Below are 17,962 nucleotides of genomic sequence, written 5' to 3'. Positions count from 1 at the left end.
CTACCGAACCTGCCGGGCCTACCGACTAGTCGGTACGGTAGCGGGCGGCTCGTACGGGCGACAGCCCGCCCAGGGGTTCCACGTCGAGCACCCGTACGCGGCGTGTAGGTTCCCAAGCCGGAGCTGGTGCATGCCGGGTCCGTGCGAGGAGAGGAACCCGTGGTGACGAAGAAGTGGCTGAGGCTCGCGGCTCCGGCCGCCCTGCTGGCCTTTGGGGCGACCGCCTGCGGCAGCGGGAGCGGGCCGCAGCTCGACGGCTGGGCCAAGTCCCTGTGCGAGGGCGTGCAGAGCCCCGTTCAGCAGTCCAACGTCGCTCTCGCCGACACCGGTGCGCTCAAGCCCGGGGAGACCCCGCAGGCGCTGCAGACCCGTCTCGCCGCCGACCTCGGTGCGCTGGCCGCCGCCAACACGCAGATCGCACAGGCGGTCCAGAAGGCTGGCGCGCCGAACGTCACCAACGGCGCGCAGACCCAGGCGGATGCCGTCACCGAGCTGAACCAGGCGGCCGGCGGCTACACCACGGTGCAGCACGCGGTCCAGGTGCTGGTGGTCTCCGACCAGGCCAAGTTCGCGGCCAGCCTGAAGGGTGTGGGCGATCAGGTGCAGCGGCTCGCCGAGCAGTCCACCTCGGCCCTGCAGACGCTGCAGACCGGCGACCTGGGTACGGCGTTGGCGAAGCAGCCCGGGTGCAAGAGCGTGAACGGGGCGGGGACGGCGACCGGCAGCGGGTCGGCGTCGCCGTCCGCGAGCGGCCCTGCCGCCACCGTCGCCCCGAGCGCCTCATCCTCCACCTCCGCCGGGGCCTCCGCTTCCGGGACTGCTGCCGGGACTGCTGCCGGGACCGGCTCGAAGGCCGCCTCGAAGTCCGCGAGCGCGTCCGCGTCCGCTCACTAGGCCGGGTCCGGGGGGACAATGGCCCGGTGACGATCAGCACTGTGCCAAAAGCCGCCCCCGCGCCCTTCCGTCCGGTCCTCGACGCCGAGCTCGCCGCCCGGCTCCGGGTTGCGTTTGTCGCCGCGGACTTCACCGCAGACGGCTGCCTGGAGCTCCTCGGCGCTGCCGCGTACGCGGCGCTCGGCCGCAGCGAGACGGTGCCCGCACTGCGGGCGACCGGAGGCGGCAGCCCGCGGGAGACCCTGCTGCGGCTCTTCCTGCTGCAGCGCCCGGTCCCGTACGCGGTGGCGGAGGCGGCTCTGCCGGTGGAGGACTGCCTGGCGGGCGGCTGGCTGCTGCGTGATGGGGACCAGGTGCGCGCAACGGTGGACGTCCGCCCGTACGCCAACGACATTGGCGGCGACTCGGCGGCCGGGGACGCCTGGATCGTGTCGGACCTGGGCTGCGCGGTCGGCGGAGCGGGCGGGATCGGCGCGGGGGCCGACGGCGGGGACGGGACCGCCGCGGTGCCGCGCTCGGAACTCGTGCTCGGCGTCGGCGGTGCCTCGACGACGCTGGCGAACATCACCGTCCGACGGCCGGTGCGCCGGGTGCTCGACCTCGGCACCGGCTCCGGCGTGCAGGCCCTGTACTCGGCGCGCCACAGCGCGCAGGTCGTCGCCACGGACGTCAATCCGCGCGCGCTGCACTTCACCGGGCTGACGCTGGCGCTCTCCGGGCTCGACAACGTCGAGACCCGGCAGGGAAGCCTGTTCGAGCCGGTGGGCGACGAGACCTTCGACCTGATCGTGTCCAACCCGCCGTTCGTGATCTCGCCTGGAGGCCGCTTCACCTACCGGGACGGCGGCATGGCGGGCGACGACCTGTGCCGGACGCTGGTGGCCGGTGCCGGGCGGCACCTGGAGCCCGGCGGTTACTGCCAGCTCCTCGCCAACTGGCAGCACGTACGCGGCGAGGACTGGCGCGAGCGGGTCTCCGGCTGGATCGCCGGTACGGGCTGTGACGCCTGGGTGGTGCAGCGCGAGGTCCAGGACGTGACCCAGTACGTGGAGTTGTGGCTGCGGGACGGCGGTGACCATCGCGAGGCGCGGGAGTCGTACGACGCGCGCTACGCGGAGTGGCTCGACGCCTTCGAGGCGGCCAAGGTCGAGGGCGTCGGCTTCGGTTGGATCACCTTGCGGAAGCCCCTGGCGGGGCGGCAGCCGGTGGTACGGGTGGAGGAGTGGCCGCACCCGGTCGAGCAGCCGCTCGGTCCGCAGATCGAACGCTGGTTCGCGCGCCAGGAGTTCCTGCAGGCGCACGACGACGCCGGACTGCTGGCGGCCCGCTACCGGCTGGCCGACGAGGTCGTCCAGGAGCAGGTGGGCGCGCCCGGAGCGGACGACCCCGAGCATGTGATCCTCCGTCAGAACCGGGGCATGCGACGGGCGACCAAGGTCGACACGGTCGGCGCCGGCTTCGCCGGGGTCTGCGACGGTGAGCTCGCGGCCGGGCAGATCCTGGACGCCATCGCCGCGCTCATCGACGAGGACCCGGTGCGGCTGCGCGACCGTACGCCGGAGCAGATCAGGATGCTGGTGGAACAGGGTTTCCTGGAGCCGGTGGGCTGATCCGCGCCCCCGTTCATCTTCACGTCGCCGGAGTGACGCCGGACGTACGCCGGGCGTGCGCCCGGCGTTGCGTCCGCGCTGACAGTCTGACCGTCGTACTTGTCATGGCTTTGTAGCGACTGGGGCGGGCGGGCGTGGGTACTCCACTGAGCATGTTCACCGGAGCGTGGTTCGCCCTGTTCGGGGGTGGGGTGCTGTGGTGGTGCGCCGCCGAGGTCCGCACCCGGCGTGAGCTTCGTCGCAGCGGCGTGTCCTGTATGGCGAGAGTCCTGCCCGATCCCGACATCACCGCCGACCACGCCGACACCTCGCCGGTGCTCGGCTTCCAGGTCGAGGGCCACGGCGAGGTCGTCACCCGCCCGCGCGGCTGGACCTCGATCCGCCGCACTCCTGCGCTGGCGGTGGACAGCCTGGTCGCCGTCTCGTACGACCCGGCCCGGCCGACACTGGTGGCGGTCGACGGCGTGGGCCAGGGGCGCAGCGACCTCTTCTGGGCGGCGCTCGGTCTCGCCTTCGCCGCCTGCGGCGTGCTGTTGCTGGCAGGCGCGTTCTAGCGCGGCGCGTTCCAGCCAGGCATGCTCCTCGACCGGTGCACGCCCGGCCCGGCCGGGGGACGCGGTAGCGCCGGTCGGTGTAGCAGATTCCGCAGGTCGAGTGCAGCCGGATGGGCGCAGAACACGCCGAGGGTGCCGGCCTGTGCAACGTTCCCGAACGTGACAGTCCTATCATCCGGCTTGTCCGTTCCGTCCTCGTCCGGTCATGCGTCCGTGGTTGCCTGGAAAGCGCCGTCACCCCCTTCGGATCAGCCGTTGGCGGCGATCTGTACGGCGGGAACACCCGCCGTCGGGTTACCGTTCGAGGGTCGCCGGTCGTTTCCGAAAGTCAACAAGTCGGTATTCGTCCGTTTGACAAGGGGGACCTGAGTGCGGTCACACTCCGCTCTCAGGGCTTCGTGACTTTGGACAAGAAGCGGCGCGAGCGGCCCCACCACCCCCCACTCGACCGGGAGAGAAGAGCGAAGGTGTCCCCGACCAGCAAGACCACACGCGAAGGTCAGCGACTCGTCATCGTTGAGTCGCCGGCCAAGGCGAAGACGATCAAGGGCTATCTCGGCCCCGGATATGTGGTCGAGGCGAGTGTCGGGCATATCCGCGACCTCCCCGGCACGGCCGCCGAGGTGCCGGACGGCTACACCGGCGAGGTCCGCCGCCTCGGCATCGACGTCGAGCACGACTTCGAACCGATCTACGTCGTCAACGCGGACAAGAAGACCCAGGTGGCGAAGCTCAAGTCGCTGCTGAAGGATGCCGACGAACTCTTCCTCGCCACCGATGAGGACCGCGAGGGGGAGGCGATCGCCTGGCACCTCCTGGAGGTGCTGCGCCCCAAGGTGCCGGTCCACCGGATGGTCTTCCACGAGATCACCAAGGACGCCATCGAGGCCGCGGTCAATAACCCGCGCGAGCTGAACAAGCGCCTGGTCGACGCCCAGGAGACGCGCCGGATCCTCGACCGCCTGTACGGCTACGAGGTCTCGCCGGTGCTGTGGAAGAAGGTCATGCCGAAGCTCTCGGCGGGCCGGGTCCAGTCCGTCGCGACCCGTCTGGTGGTGGAGCGTGAGCGCGAGCGGATGGCGTTCCGCTCCGCCTCGTACTGGGACCTCACCGCGGTCTTCGCGAGCGGGAAGGGCGAGGCCGGCGATCCCGGCACCTTCGGCGCCCGGCTCTCATCGGTGGACGGCCGCCGGGTGGCGTCCGGCCGGGACTTCGACTCGCTGGGACAGCTGAAGAGCGCGTCCGCGCAGGTCCTGCACCTGGACGAGGAGGCCGCCCGCACCCTGGCCGCAGGTCTCGCCGACGCCGCCTTCCGGGTCCGCAGCGTCGAGTCGAAGCCGTACCGTCGTTCGCCCTACGCGCCGTTCCGCACCACCACCATGCAGCAGGAGGCCGGGCGCAAGCTGGGCTTCGGCGCCAAGCGGGCCATGGACGTGGCGCAGAAGCTGTACGAGAACGGCTTCATCACCTATATGCGTACCGACTCGACCACACTGTCGGATACGGCGATCACCGCCGCCCGCGCCCAGGTCGAGCAGCTCTACGGCCGCGAGTACCTGCCGGACGTGCCGCGCGTCTACACCGGCAAGGTCAAGAACGCCCAGGAGGCGCACGAGGCGATCCGCCCCTCCGGCGAGCGCTTCCGCACCCCCGCCGAGACCGGCCTGCGCGGCGACGAGTTCCGCCTCTACGAGCTGATCTGGATGCGCACCGTCGCGTCCCAGATGAAGGACGCCGTCGGCCAGTCCGTCACGGTCAAGGTCGCGGGCACGTCGAGCGACGGCAGGGACGCCGAGTTCAGCGCCACCGGCAAGATCATCACCTTCCACGGCTTCCTCAAGGCCTATGTCGAGGGCCGTGACGACCCGGACGCCGAACTGGACGACCGCGAGCGCCGACTGCCGCCCGTCGCCGAGGGCGACACCCTGGGCGCGGAGGCGGTCACTCCCGACGGCCACGCGACCAAGCCCCCGGCCCGCTTCACCGAAGCTTCGCTGATCAAGGAGCTGGAGGACCGCGAGATCGGCCGCCCCTCCACCTACGCCGCGATCATCGACACCATCGTGGCCCGGCGCTACGTCTTCAAGAAGGGCACGGCCCTGGTGCCGTCCTTCCTGGCACTGGCCGTGGTCCGGCTGCTGGAGGAGCACTTCGGCCGCCTGGTCGACTACGACTTCACCGCCCGGATGGAGAACGACCTCGACGGCATCGCCCGCGGCGAGGCCGAGTCCGTGCCGTGGCTGCGCCGCTTCTACTACGGAGAGGGCGCCGAGGGCAGCCACCAGGGCGCATCGGCGTCCGCCGCCGACGCCGGCAACGGCGACGGCGACCACCTCGGCGGGCTCAAGGAGCTCGTCACCGACCTCGGGGCCATCGACGCCCGCGAGATCAGCTCCTTCCCGATCGAGGACAGCGGCATCGTGCTCCGCGTCGGCCGCTACGGCCCGTACGTGGAGCGCGGCGAGCAGCGCGCCGACATCCCCGACGAGCTGGCCCCCGACGAGCTGACGGTCGAGCTCGCCGAGGAGCTGCTGGCCAGGCCGAGCGGCGTCCGCGAACTCGGCAAGGATCCCGTCAGCGGCAACGAGATCGTCGCCAAGGACGGCCGCTACGGCCCGTACTTCACCGAGGTGCTGCCCGAGGGCACCCCGAAGACCGGCAAAAAGGCCGTCAAGCCGCGCACCCAGTCGCTGCTCTCGACGATGTCGCTGGACGAGGTGACGCTGGACGACGCGCTCAAGGTCTTCGGCCTGCCGCGGGTCGTCGGCACCGACGCCGACGGCGTGGAGATCACCGCGCAGAACGGCCGCTACGGTCCCTACCTGAAGAAGGGCACCGACTCGCGCTCGCTCACCAGCGAGGAGCAGATGTTCACGGTGACCCTGGAAGAAGCGCTGGAGATCTACGCCCAGCCCAAGGCACGTGGACGTGCCGCCGCCAAGCCGCCGCTGAAGGAGCTGGGTACCGACCCGGTCAGCGAGCGTCCGGTGGTCGTCAAGGAGGGCCGCTTCGGCGCGTACGTCACGGACGGCGAGACCAACGCCACACTGCGCCGGGACGACAGCGTCGAGGAGATCACCCCCGAGCGCGGCTACGAACTGCTGGCGGAGAAGCGCGCCAAGGGGCCGGTGAAGAAGACCGCCAAGAAGGCCCCGGCGAAGAAGGCTCCGGCGAAGACCACCGCGACCAAGACCGCCGCCAAGAAGACGGCGGCGAAGAAGACGGTCGCCAAGAAGACGACGACGGCGGCGAAGAAGGCCCCGGCGAAGAAGGTCGCCGCGAAGAAGACGACGGCCCCCGCCGACTAGCGGGAGTTGCGGGTGGTTCGGGGTGGTCCTGTCCGGCTCAACGGGACGGGACCACCCGGCTGCGGAGTCCGCAGCGGACCTGACAGGGTCACAGATTTGTCATGACCCACGGCTGTTCGGTCGGACGGCGGTCTGGTGTCCGACCCTCCGGTTAGGCTGACAGGTATGACGAGTGCGGAGCAGCCCGGACCCGACCAGCAATCTGACGTACAGCCGACAACCCCGACCGGGGGCACGCAGCAGGACGTCCAGCCGACCGCCGAGCCGCCCGCTCCGGCGGCCGTCCAGACGGTCGTCCCGGGCGGCAGCGACGCTGAACGTGCCCGGGCGCTGCTTCGCGTGCGCCCGTACCGGAAGCTCTGGCGTGCGCAGCTCTTCGGCGGGGTCGGCGACCGGCTCGGACTGCTGGTGCTGCTCGTGCTGGTGGTCCCGGCCACGACCGCCAGCGGCGCCCTGGGTGACGGCGGCTACCGGCCGATCATGCTCGGCATCGCCGCCGTCTTCGCTGTCCGGCTGCTCGCGACGGTGCTCTTCGGCGTCCTGCTGCTCGTCCCGCTGGCCCGGCTGGTGCGGCGGATCGACTCCCGCTGGACCCTGCTCGGCACGGACGTGCTGCGCGTCGCAGTGCTCGGAGTCGCCCCGTTCTGGATCGTCTGGTCCCGGCCGACCGCGCTGGCCTGGATCCTGGCCACCGTCTTCGTGACCGCCGCCGCCGAGCGGGTGTGGACGGTCACCAGGGAGTCGTTCGCGGACTCCCTGCTCCCCACCGTCGCGCCAGGGTTGCGCCCGGTCGACCAGCGGCCGGTGCTGCGCCACGTCGACCGGTGGACGGGCTACGCGGCCGTTCCGCTGGCCGCCGCCGTGCTGGTGCTGCTGACGCTGGTCGAGGACGGGCTGGCCTCCTCGGTCGACTGGCTGGGCAACCACTCCGGCACTGTCGCCGCGTTCGGCGCGGCCGGATTCTTCGTCACCTCGGCGGTGCTGCTGTTCCAGCAGGAGCTGCCGTCCGCGTCCGGTGACACGGAGCCGCGCTCTCCGCTGACGGGCCTGCGGGCACCCACCGACGCAGTGGTCGGCACGTCCGGCGCGCCCGGCCCGAAGCCGCCGCGCGGCCGTACCGGCAGCTCCGTGGTGTTCAGCTTCGCGGTCGCCGGGGCGGTGGCCGCGCTCGCGGCTGTCGTCGCGCTGGCCCGACCGCATGCGCAGGACCTGGGGGCCGGTGTCGTCGGCTTCGGGCTGCTGGTGCTCGCCGCGACGGCGGCTCCGCTGCTCGGCATCCGCGTCGCGCCCTCGGTCCTGCCCACCCTGAGCCGCCGCCGGCTGCTGCCGCTCGGGCTGGGCACCGCGGCCGTCGCACTGATCCTCAGCGGCCTGGTCCACGACTACGTCCTCGCGCTGGTCCTGGTCGGCGTCGCCGGGTTCGCCGCCGGGGTGTCGATCAGCACCGGACGGGTGCTGCTGGACCTGGAGACCGAGGCGGCCCGCAGGCCCCTGGTCGCCGAGCACCTGCACGCCATGCTCCGGGCCGCCACCGGCACCGCGCTGGTGGTCGCGCCGCTGCTGGCCGCGGCCTTCGGCGCGCAGTTCGTCGACACTGCCGCGCTCCAGTTCGACCACGGCGGCGCGGGCCTGGCCATCGCCGTCGCGGGTCTGCTGCTGCTGATCCTCGCCGTCGTGGTGTTCGTCCGCGCCGACGACCGGCGCGGCGCCGCCTCGTTCAGCCGGGACGTCTGGGACGCGCTGCGAGGCGGCACCCGTCCCGTCCCGCACCGGGCCGGGCACGGTTACTTCATCGCCATCGAGGGCGGCGACGGCGCGGGCAAGTCCACCCAGGCCCAGGCGCTCGCCGAGTGGATCCGCAGCAAGGGCCACGAAGTCGTGGTCACCCGCGAGCCCGGCGGCAGCGCCGTCGGGCAGCGCTTGCGCGCCATGCTGCTCGATGTCGGCAACACCGGCATCTCGCACCGGGCCGAGGCTCTCCTGTACGCGGCGGACCGCGCCGAGCACGTCGACACGGTCATCCGCCCCGCCCTGGAGCGCGGAGCAGTCGTCATCACCGACCGCTACACGGACTCGTCCGTCGCCTACCAGGGGGCGGGCCGTGACCTCGCGGGCAGCGAGGTGGCCCGGATCTCCCGCTGGGCCACCGACGGCCTGGTCCCGGACCTGACGGTGCTTCTGGACGTCGCCCCCGAGGCCGCCCGCGAGCGCTTCACCGAGGCGCTGGACCGGCTGGAGTCCGAACCGCAGGAGTTCCACGCCCGGGTGCGTTCCGGCTTCCTGGCGCTGGCCGCCGTAGACCCGGTCCGGTACCTGGTCGTGGACGGCGCGCAGCCCCCCGCCGCCGTCACCACGGCGATCCGGCACCGGCTCGACCGGGAGCTGCCGCTCTCCGAGCAGGAGCGGGTCGCCCGCGCCGAGCAGGAGCGCCACGCCCGCGAGGCCGAGGAGCGCCGGCTCGCGGAGGAGGCCAGGGCCAAGGCCGAGGCCGAGAAGGCTGAGCGGGAGAAGCAGGCGCTGATCGAGCGGTTGCGCCTGGAGGCCGAGGAGCAGGCACAGGCACAGCAGGCGGAGGAGGACCGCCGCGCTGCTGAGGCTGCACGCCTCGCGGCGGAGGAGGCGCGGAAGCAGGCCGAGGCCGAGGCCGCGCGCCGTGCGGCCGAGGAGCAGGAACGCCGCGAGGCCGAGGCGACGGAGCGCCGCCGGGTCGAGTCGGAGGCGGCGCGCCTGGCCGAGCTGGAGCGGCAGCGCAACGAGAAGCGTGCGGACGAGCGGCGCCGTGCGGAGGAAGCGCTGCGCCGCGCGGAGACGGCCCGGCTCGCGGCCGCGGAGGCTGCTGCCACGGCGGCTACGGCTGCTGCAACGGCTGCGGTGACCTCGGACGAGACCGATGCCCCGACGCGGGAGATGCCGACGGCGAAGCCCGGTGCGTCGAGTGACGGCGAGGCGGCGACTGAGGCGCCTACCGAGGTGATCTCCCTGGTGCACAGCGCGGAGGAAGGCGAAGCGGAGAAGGGACGCGCTTCGGCGGCGGAGGAGACGACGGTCCTGCCGCAGGTAGCCGCGTCCGCCGTCAGGTCCGAGCCAGAGCCGGAGGCGCAGGAAGCAGCGGAGCAGGAGACCCGAGTGCTCCCGACTGTCACACCCGCCACGCCTCCCCTCCCCGCCACACCTCCGCCCCCCGCTCCCGCTGCGCCCCCCGCTCCGGCCGCGGACCCGGCGCCCGAGCGGCGCGGCAGGGCCGACGCCGACGACCGGACAGCGGTGCTGCCGAAGGTTCCGGCTCCGCCGACCAACCCCCCGCCGAACCCGCCGCCGACGCCGCCCACGAACCCGCCCGTGCCGCCGTCCGTGCCCCCGGCCGGCGCTGCTCCAGCCGCTCCGGCCGCAGCTGCCCCCGCCGGCGCTGATCCCGCCGCGGCCGGTCCAGCCGCAGCCGCTCCCGCCGCGGCCGGGGACGACAGCCGACGCCTGCCCAAGTCCTGGCGGGTCGCCAAGCCCCGTAGCGACGAGAGCGTGCAGGACCGCGTCCCCGACTGGCTGTTCCGCCCCGAGGACGGAGGGCAGAGCCCGCAGGCGCCCGGCGTTTCGCCGGTGGAGCGCACTCGGGAGATGCCGATCATCGATCCCGCCGCCCCCTCGTCCCAGCAGCGTGGCCGCTACGACTGGGCCGAGGAGACCCCGCTGGACGACCTGCCCAGCCTCACCGACGAGCTTCTGGGCTCCCGCGACGAGTGGTCGCAGTGGCACGACGGCGGCGGACCCGAGGAACCTGAAGGCCCCGCCAAGGGCCGTTCCAAGCGCTGACGGTCCGGGCCACGCCCGGCGTGTCGGTGGCGGCCGTTAGGCTCGACCTGACGGAGCGAGGAACCGGAGACATCGTGAGCGTGTGGGACGACCTGGTCGGCCAGGACCAGGTGGTGGAGCAGCTCGTCGCCGCCGCCCGGTCGGCGCGCGTCGTCCTGGCGGGCGGTCGGACCAGCGGGGAGGCCGAGCAGGCCGCGCCCGCCGGGGCCGGCACAACCGGGATGACGCATGCCTGGCTGTTCACCGGCCCTCCCGGATCGGGCCGGTCGACGGCGGCGCGGGCCTTCGCCGCCGCGCTCCAGTGCACCTCGCCGGACCTGGAACTCGGCGGGGTTCCGGGCTGCGGTTTCTGTGAGGGATGCCACACCGCGCTGATCGGCAGTCACGCGGATGTGGAGACGGTCCGCACCGATGTGCTGAGCATCGGTGTGAAAGAGACCCGCGAGCTGGTCCGCAGCGCGTCGATGTCCCCGGCCGGTGGCCGCTGGCAGGTGATCATCATTGAGGACTCCGACCGGTTGACCGAGGGTGCCGCGAACGTGCTGCTCAAGGCCATTGAGGAGCCTGCGCAGCGCACGGTCTGGCTGCTCTGCGCGCCGTCCGTCGAGGACGCCCTGCCGACGATCCGCTCCCGCTGCCGGCTGCTGGTGCTCCGCACGCCGCCGGTCGCGGCGGTTGCCGACGTCCTGGTGCGCAGGGACGGCATCGACCCGGAGATGGCGGCCTTCGCCGCACGCGCGGCACAGGGGCATATCGGCCGCGCCCGTCGCCTGGCGACCGATGCCGCCGCGCGGGAGCGTCGCGCCGAGGTGCTGAAACTGCCGCTGCGGGTGGCCGACCTGGGGGCCTGCCTGGCCGGTGCGCAGAGCCTCGTCGATGCCGCGGCGGCGGACGCCAAGACCGTGGCCGAGGAGGTCGACAGCAAGGAGACCGAGGATCTGCGGACGGCGCTGGGCGCTGCGGCCGGATTGGGCGGGCGCATGCCGCGCGGCACGGCGGGGGCGATGAAAGAGCTGGAGGACCGGCAGAAGCGCCGGGCGACCCGGACTCAACGCGACACCCTGGACCGTGCCCTGATCGACCTGTCGTCCTTCTACCGCGACGTTCTCGCCGTGCAGTTCGGCGCGCCCGGCGAGCTCTGCAACGAGGAGATGCGGGCCGCCGTGGAGCGGGTGGCGGGGGAGTCCACCCCGGAGCGGACCCTGCGGCGGATCGAGGCCGTGCTCGGATGCCGTACCGCGCTGGAGCGCAACGTCGCGCCGCTGCTCGCGGTGGAGGCGATGACGGTGGCGCTGCGGGCGGGGTGATCCCTTCCGGTCCCCTCGTCTGCCGTCACAGCCTGCTGCCCACCGCCCGCTAGCTCGTTCGGGTGACAGTCGCGTCCCTCGGTGGGGCGAGTGCCGGTGCCGGGGGATGGCACCGGGGTGATCTTGTGGTGGGTGGTTCTCGCGGTGACGGGTGCGGCGGCGGCAGTCTGGCTCACGGGCGGCGCGCTGGCGTCGTGGCGTGAACAGCGAGCGGGGCTGGTCTATGAACTGACGCCCCGCTACCGGGGCGTCGCAGTCCGGTCAGGCGCGGCCGTCGCGGCCCTCGGCTGCGTCCTCGCCGGCGGTGCGGGACTGGCTCTCGCCCCCGTCGACACCATCACCCGCACCCGAAGCTCGGGCCCGATCCCTCCGGCCCTCTCCCCCGTCCCGGCCTCTGACGCTACGGTCACCGCGTCGTCCGCGCCCTCCTCCGCTGGCGGAGCAATGCTGACGGTCGGTCACCCCTCTGGCGGCGCACTGCTGGAGGGGCCGCTTCCCGGCGTGCCGGGCCGGGTGCGGGTGTGGCTGCCGCAGCAGTACGCCAAGGCGTCGACCCCGCTGCCGGTCATGGTGGTGCGGGCGGACGACGCCGAACTGGGCGACGTCTTCGAGGGGCTCTCGGGAGCGGTCGATTCGGGACGCTCCAAAGCCTTCGTGGCCGTCGTGCCGACCCCGCCGTGCAACCCAGCCGGTGCGGACGTCGCAGCGGCAGGCGATCTCCTCCGTCACGCCGTCGCGGCGCGGTTTCACGTGGCGCCGGACGCCCGTGGATGGGGCCTGCTCGGCCTGGACGCGGGGGCGCCCTGCGCGGTGGAGGCAGAACTGGCCCGGCCGGGGTCGTTCATTGCCGCAGCAGGTCTCGGCGGACGCTATGACGACCTCGTCCGGCTGATGTCACACCGCACACCGCACCTGCCGCCGCACCTGCCGCCGCACCCGGCAGCCCACCCCACCACGCTGCCGCCCGCCACCCGACTGCTGCTCGCCGACTCCCACCGGGACACGGCCGGGCAGGACTCCGCCGCCCGTCTGCGCAGCGCCCTCGCCCGGCTGCCACGCGCCGACGTGCGACTCTCCTCGGTGGTGCGGGACTTCTCCGTCCAGCGCGAGCGCTTGCGTCTGGTCCGGCTGGCCGCCGGATATCTCACCGAACAACTCGCGGCCGGGCGGTGACCGTCGGCGCTGACGGATACGCTCTGAACTGCAGAGAGAGCTGAGGGACAGATGAAGGTATTGCGGCGGGTCGTGACAGCGTCGGTGGTGCTCGCGGGTCTGACGTTGAGCGGGTGCTCCGCGCCCGCGCCGTCGTCCCCCGGGGCGAGCCAATCCTCGGCGCCCGGCGCGGGCGGGCAGGGGGCGACCTCAGGGGCGTCCTCGTCCACCGACGCCGCCTCCGCGGCACCGGTGCTTCAGCCGCTTCCTGCGGCGATTCCGGCGGAGCTGCAGCACTACTACGCGCAGACGCTGAGCTGGGCCGGCTGCGACAGCGGGTTCCAGTGCGCCACGATGAAGGTCCCGCTGGACTACGCGCACCCGGCCGACGGCGACATCTCGCTGTCCGTCGTCCGCCGGCCGGCGACCGGACAGGGCTTCAAGCGGTTGGGATCGCTGCTGGTCAACCCCGGCGGTCCGGGCGGTTCGGCGGTCGACTACGCCGAGTACGCGGCGTCCAGCTACCCCTCCCCGGTACGCGCCTCCTACGACATCGTCGGGGTGGACCCGCGCGGCGTCGCCCGCAGCAGCCCGATCAGCTGTCTGACGGACAAGCAGATGGACGCCTACACGGCGACGGACACCACCCCGCAGACCCAGGCCCAGATCGACGCGCTCGTCGCGGCCGACAAGTCCTTCGCGCAGAGCTGCGCCCAGCGCTCCGGCAAGCTGCTCTCCCACGTCAGCACGGTGGATTCGGCGCGGGACATGGACGTCCTCCGCGGACTCCTCGGCGACGCCAAGCTCAACTACCTCGGCAAGTCGTACGGGACGTTCCTCGGCGCGACCTACGCGGGGCTGTTCCCGACCCGGGTGGGGAACATGGTGCTGGACGGCGCGATCGACCCCACCCTCGGGCCGCTCCCGCTGAACAGCGAGCAGGCAGGCGGCTTCGAGACGGCCTTCGGCGCCTTCGCCAACGACTGCGCGCACCGCAGCGGGTGTCCGCTCGGCGGCACGCAAGCGCAGGCCGGAGCGAAGATCGACGAGCTGTTCACCGCGTGGAACACCCATCCGCTGAGCACCGGGACGTCCCGTCCGCTGGACGAAGCCCTCGGCATGACCGGGGTGATCGCCGCGATGTACGACCAGGGGCAGTGGCCGCAGCTGCGCCTGGCGCTGACCCAGGCCGAGCGCGGTGACGGCTCGGGCCTGCTGGCCCTCTCCGACCAGTACTACGAGCGGGACCCCTCGGGGCACTACAGCAATCTGATGTACGCCAACGCGGCGGTGAACTGCCTCGACCTGCCGGCCGCGGCGAGCGACCCGCAGCAGGTCGAGCAGCAGCTCGCGATGTACCAGAAGGCGTCGCCGCACTTCGGTACGTCCCTGGCCTGGTCCGGTCTGACCTGCGCGTACTGGCCGGTGAAGCCGACCGGCGAGGCGCACACCATCCCGGCGCACGGCGCGGGCCCGATCCTGGTCGTCGGCACGACCCGTGATCCAGCCACGCCCTATGCCTGGGCCCAGGCCCTGGCCGGGCAGCTGGACTCGGGCGTGCTGCTGTCCTACGACGGCGACGGCCACACGGCGTACGCCAGGGGCAGCGACTGCGTGGACACGGCAGTCAACCTGTACCTGCTCTCCGGGCGGGTCCCCGCCAAGGGAACGGTCTGTAAGTAAGGAGCCAGGTAGTGTCACAATCCTTTCATCGCATCAACGAGTGGTGCGATGAAAGGATGAGGCTGGCATGTTCGGGGTCACTCACTACGGCACCTATGTGCTGGGCGCGCTGCTGATCGTTCTGCTCCCCGGCCCCAACTCCATGTACGTGCTCTCCGTCGCCGCCCGCAAGGGCGTCCGAACCGGCTTCCGCGCGGCGTCCGGGGTCTTCGTCGGCGACACCACGCTCATCCTGCTGACCTCACTGGGGGCGGCCTCGCTGCTGAAGGCGACCCCGCTGGTCTTCGACGGAGTGAAGCTGGTCGGCGCGGCATACCTGCTCTACATCGGCTACGGCATGCTCAAGTCGGCGCGCCAACTGTGGCGCGACCGGCACAGCGACCCCGCAGCCGAGGAGTCCGACCAGCCCGAGGTCCAGGACGAGCGCGAGCGCCCCTTCCGCCGGGCCCTGGTAATCAGCCTGCTCAACCCGAAGGCGATCCTCTTCCTGCTGTCCTTCTTCGTGCAGTTCGTGGACCCGGTTTACGGCCAGCCCGAGGTCTCCTTCGCGATACTCGGAGCCACCCTCCAGGTCTTCAGCGTGCTCTACCTCACCACGCTGATCCTCGCGGGCACCTACCTTGCCAACGCGTTCCGCCGCCGCCGTCGCCTCTCCGCCGGCCTCACCACCGGCGTTGCCGCGCTCTTCATCGGCTTCGCCGCAAAGCTCGCCACCGCCTCCGCCGGCTGACCCGCCTCCGGCCTCCCAAAAGGCCGTAAGGATCACCCCTGGGGACTGTGTAGACTATCCCCCGTTGCCGGTCGCCGACCGTCGACGGCGCCGCCTTAGCTCAGTTGGCCAGAGCAACGCACTCGTAATGCGTAGGTCTCGGGTTCGAATCCCGAAGGCGGCTCTCAGAAGCCCAGGACTCACTCGCCGTGACCTGGGCTTTTGTGCTTCTCGGGACCTTGTGATGCGGCCCTGCAAGGGCTGCCGTACAGCCCGGAGAGCCTGGGGTGGCCAAGGGGTGGCCATCGGGACATCAGCAGCGCAGAGGGGGTGGCCGAGTGCGCCGCGAACTCACACCGGAGGAGTCATGGGGAGTGGCTGCGACTGTTGACTTGGTTGGGCTCGGCTTTGTCGGAAGCGGACATCGAACGGCTGCTTGTCGAAGCCGAGACCATGGCTTGAGCGGTTTGCTGAAATGCTCGAGTCGATCGCGCGTACTGATTCGCATGACGGCTCTTGTGGCGCCGGTCGTCGGCGATATGGGTTCCTCGCATCTGGGCTCAACGAACTTGTCCGTGCTTCCCGCTTGTTCGGGTTGTGAGTTGTCCGCGTGAGCGTCGTGTCGTGGCGCAGCGGGCGCGAAGCCGCTGGTTGGCGGGGTTGCGGCAACCGTAGGCGGTCCGGGCGTCGGTCTTGATCGCCCGGTTGGTTCCCTCGGAGCCAGCGTTGCTCACTCCCGAGACGATCGCGGCTTCGATCTCGGGCCACCAGTTCTGCACCGTTGTGGCGAGGCGTTCCAGCTCCGGCAGGTGCGAGTTGGCGCAGGCGGCGTAGAACCGGAATAGCCGGTGCGCGATCGTCGTCCGCGCCGGGTTGGTGTGCATCAGGGCCAGGAGGTCTATCAGGTCTTCCTTGGCGTTCCACGCGGCCAAGATTGGGACGCCTATCTTCGCGGGAAGGGCATTGAGGTCGTCGACCATCGGGTCCAGGTGATCGGCGTGGACCTTCGCCGCGGAGCGCGTCATCCTGTTTCTCAGTTCCCATTCCCGGTTGCCATTGCGGCCGCGTCGTCCGCGCTGCTGCACGGTGACGCGGCGGCGGACCTCGGTGAGCGCGGTGTTGGCGAGTTGCGCGATGTGGAACCGGTCGACGACCAGAATCGCGTGCGGCAGGCTGGCCCGGACCGCGGACTTGAAGATGGTGCACATGTCGATGACGACGAACCGCACCCCGGCCCGCCAGGACTCCGATTGGGCGTCGATCCAGTCGGACACTGTCTTGGCGGTGCGGCCCTCGACCTGTCCGAGCAGCCCAGCGCCGCCGCGGAGGTCGACGAAACCGACATGCCATCGGTCCGCGGTCACCTCCCAGGCGTCGCCGGTCGCGGCCAGCCGGAACTTCGCCTTCCCGCGGCGGATCTCGTCGATCCCGAGCCGCTCGACCGGCGGCGTGACGGCGGGCAACGCCTCCTTGGCGTGCGCGGCGAACGCGGCCTGCGCGATCGGCCAGGAGATCTCATGGTCGCGGGCGGACTGGATAACGGTGCGCCCCAGGTCGGCCACCGCCGCACCGGCCGATTCCCGCAGCCGGCCGGTCAGCCTGGCCCGGGCCGGTATCTGTAGCAGCGCCTCGGTGAACGTCTTGCGCGGACAGGCCGCCTGGCGGCAGCGCCACCGGCGCTTGTTCCACGTCCGCTCGGTCCGCCGACCGGCCACCGGAAGATCACGCGGCCGGGTGGTCACCCAGGAGTGAGGGCGCTCCGAGCGGACGCCGCACCCCGGGCAGCATCGGGCCTGCTCATCCGTGGTGACCAGGGCCAGCATCGGGTTCCCGTCCCCGCCGGTGGTCACCGAGGCGACGGCCACCCCGACGAGACCGAACAGGCGCGTCGCATCGTTGGTCAAGCCCGTGACTTTCTCTCGGCCATCGCTGTGTCGGCGACTCGGAACAGGGTCCAGTTCGACCGGCCTCGGCGATGGGCGAGGCCCCGTGGCCGAGGAAGCGCCCACGGATCGCTCCGACTGGTTGCGAGGACCCGCGGGCAGGCCGGCAGCGTCACTCCAGGAGCCGGGCGGCAAGTTCCCGCCACTGCCCGATCGGCGGGGTCGCGGGCTCGGCCGTGAGGACGTAGAGGCTCACGTGGTCGGCACCGGCGGCGAAGTGTGCTGCGACGCGGTGGGCGATGTCGTCTGCGGTCCCGCGGCTAATCAGCGCGTCGACGAGCGCGTCGTCCAGGGCGTCCGCGTCGTGGAATCCCAGGACTTGCAGCAGCTTTCGCCGGTTGGGCAGCGCTGCGGCGGCGTAGGCACGGGCCAGTTCGGAGGAGTGAGCCCCGGCCGCATCCAGGATGACGAACTGGGTGACCGCCAACAGCGCGTCGGATCCGAGTTCGGCTCTGGAGTCGCGGAGCGACTGGGGGTGGCCAAGGGGTGGCCGGACGCCTTTGGACTGTGCATCACGAGGCGTCACGGCCCAACCAGGCGCATGTGCTCTGATCAGGCACGACAGCATTCGGTTGCGTCCAGGGAAGTGGTGTACGGGTTCCACCCGTTCCGGGGGTTTCGTCCCGGTAGTGGGTGTCGCCTGAGAACGTGAGACGGCCATCGGCTGATTCTTCGAGAACGACCAAGCTCTTGAAGGAGATCCGCACGATGACCGCACCTGACAGTGTGCCCTTTGCCGCTCTGCTGGAGGAGAACCTCGCCTCGGCGAGTCCCGACCTGTTGCGGGCGATGGTGAAGACCTTCGCTGAGGCGATGATGTCGGCCGACGTGGACCATGCCTGCGGAGGGGAGTACGGACGCCCCAGCGAAGACCGTGTCAACTCCCGCAACGGATACCGCCACCGGGACTGGGACACCCGCGCGGGAACGATCGACCTGGCCATCCCGAAGATCCGCTCCGGCTCCTACTTCCCCGCCTGGCTGCTGGAACGGCG

At 71.8% G+C, this 17,962-nt stretch carries 12 protein-coding genes and 1 tRNA gene; 11 read left to right on the top strand and 2 right to left on the bottom strand.

The features are described 5' to 3' along the window. Positions 1–159 precede the first annotated feature (159 nt). From ABIA33_RS30690 to ABIA33_RS30645, 10 genes are all read left to right on the top strand, one after another. On the top strand, positions 160–894 hold the full coding sequence (locus ABIA33_RS30690) for a small secreted protein (RefSeq protein ID WP_370085950.1): 735 nt from the start codon (positions 160–162) through the stop codon (positions 892–894). Positions 895–935: 41 nt separating this feature from the next. After that, positions 936–2,504: a methyltransferase gene (locus tag ABIA33_RS30685; protein WP_370086013.1), complete on the top strand. Its 1,569-nt coding sequence runs from the start codon at positions 936–938 to the stop codon at positions 2,502–2,504. Positions 2,505–2,656: 152 nt separating this feature from the next. Continuing rightward, positions 2,657–3,058, top strand: coding sequence for a DUF3592 domain-containing protein (locus ABIA33_RS30680; RefSeq protein ID WP_370085949.1), 402 nt, complete (start codon positions 2,657–2,659; stop codon positions 3,056–3,058). Positions 3,059–3,525: 467 nt separating this feature from the next. After that, positions 3,526–6,366 (top strand): type I DNA topoisomerase, encoded by a 2,841-nt coding sequence (gene topA, locus ABIA33_RS30675; protein WP_370085948.1) that lies wholly within the window; start codon positions 3,526–3,528, stop codon positions 6,364–6,366. Positions 6,367–6,531: 165 nt separating this feature from the next. Further along, positions 6,532–10,173 (top strand): dTMP kinase, encoded by a 3,642-nt coding sequence (gene tmk / locus ABIA33_RS30670; RefSeq protein ID WP_370085947.1) that lies wholly within the window; start codon positions 6,532–6,534, stop codon positions 10,171–10,173. Positions 10,174–10,247: 74 nt separating this feature from the next. Beyond that, on the top strand, positions 10,248–11,480 hold the full coding sequence (locus ABIA33_RS30665) for a DNA polymerase III subunit delta' (RefSeq protein WP_370085946.1): 1,233 nt from the start codon (positions 10,248–10,250) through the stop codon (positions 11,478–11,480). Between the two features lie 117 nt (positions 11,481–11,597). Next, a complete protein-coding gene (locus tag ABIA33_RS30660) occupies positions 11,598–12,653 on the top strand; it encodes a hypothetical protein (RefSeq protein ID WP_370085945.1) in 1,056 nt (351 codons plus the stop codon). A gap of 51 nt (positions 12,654–12,704) precedes the next feature. Continuing rightward, positions 12,705–14,315 carry an alpha/beta hydrolase gene (locus tag ABIA33_RS30655; protein ID WP_370085944.1) on the top strand — a complete coding sequence of 537 codons (1,611 nt, stop codon included), beginning with the start codon at positions 12,705–12,707 and terminating at the stop codon, positions 14,313–14,315. 67 nt (positions 14,316–14,382) lie between these two features. Continuing rightward, positions 14,383–15,045 carry a leucine efflux protein LeuE gene (gene leuE / locus ABIA33_RS30650; RefSeq protein WP_370085943.1) on the top strand — a complete coding sequence of 221 codons (663 nt, stop codon included), beginning with the start codon at positions 14,383–14,385 and terminating at the stop codon, positions 15,043–15,045. An 89-nt stretch (positions 15,046–15,134) separates the two neighbouring features. Next, positions 15,135–15,208: transfer RNA gene (locus ABIA33_RS30645), tRNA-Thr, on the top strand. Positions 15,209–15,584: 376 nt separating this feature from the next. Here the strand turns inward: ABIA33_RS30645 and ABIA33_RS30640 are convergent. Continuing rightward, the gene (locus ABIA33_RS30640) at positions 15,585–16,928 is read right to left on the bottom strand and encodes an ISL3 family transposase (protein WP_370085942.1); all 1,344 of its coding nucleotides are present in this window, start codon (positions 16,926–16,928) and stop codon (positions 15,585–15,587) included. A gap of 151 nt (positions 16,929–17,079) precedes the next feature. Beyond that, positions 17,080–17,493: a hypothetical protein gene (locus tag ABIA33_RS30635; protein ID WP_370085941.1), complete on the bottom strand. Its 414-nt coding sequence runs from the start codon at positions 17,491–17,493 to the stop codon at positions 17,080–17,082. Between the two features lie 182 nt (positions 17,494–17,675). Here ABIA33_RS30635 and ABIA33_RS30630 point away from each other — a divergent pair. Next, a partial coding sequence (locus ABIA33_RS30630; RefSeq protein WP_370085940.1) for a transposase occupies positions 17,676–17,962 on the top strand: 287 nt, incomplete at its 3' end.

The sequence above is a fragment of the Streptacidiphilus sp. MAP12-16 genome, from assembly GCF_041262165.1.
Taxonomy (GTDB): domain Bacteria; phylum Actinomycetota; class Actinomycetes; order Streptomycetales; family Streptomycetaceae; genus Streptacidiphilus.
Note: the sequence above shows the minus strand (reverse complement) of the source record. Positions and strands in the feature narration are given on the sequence as shown.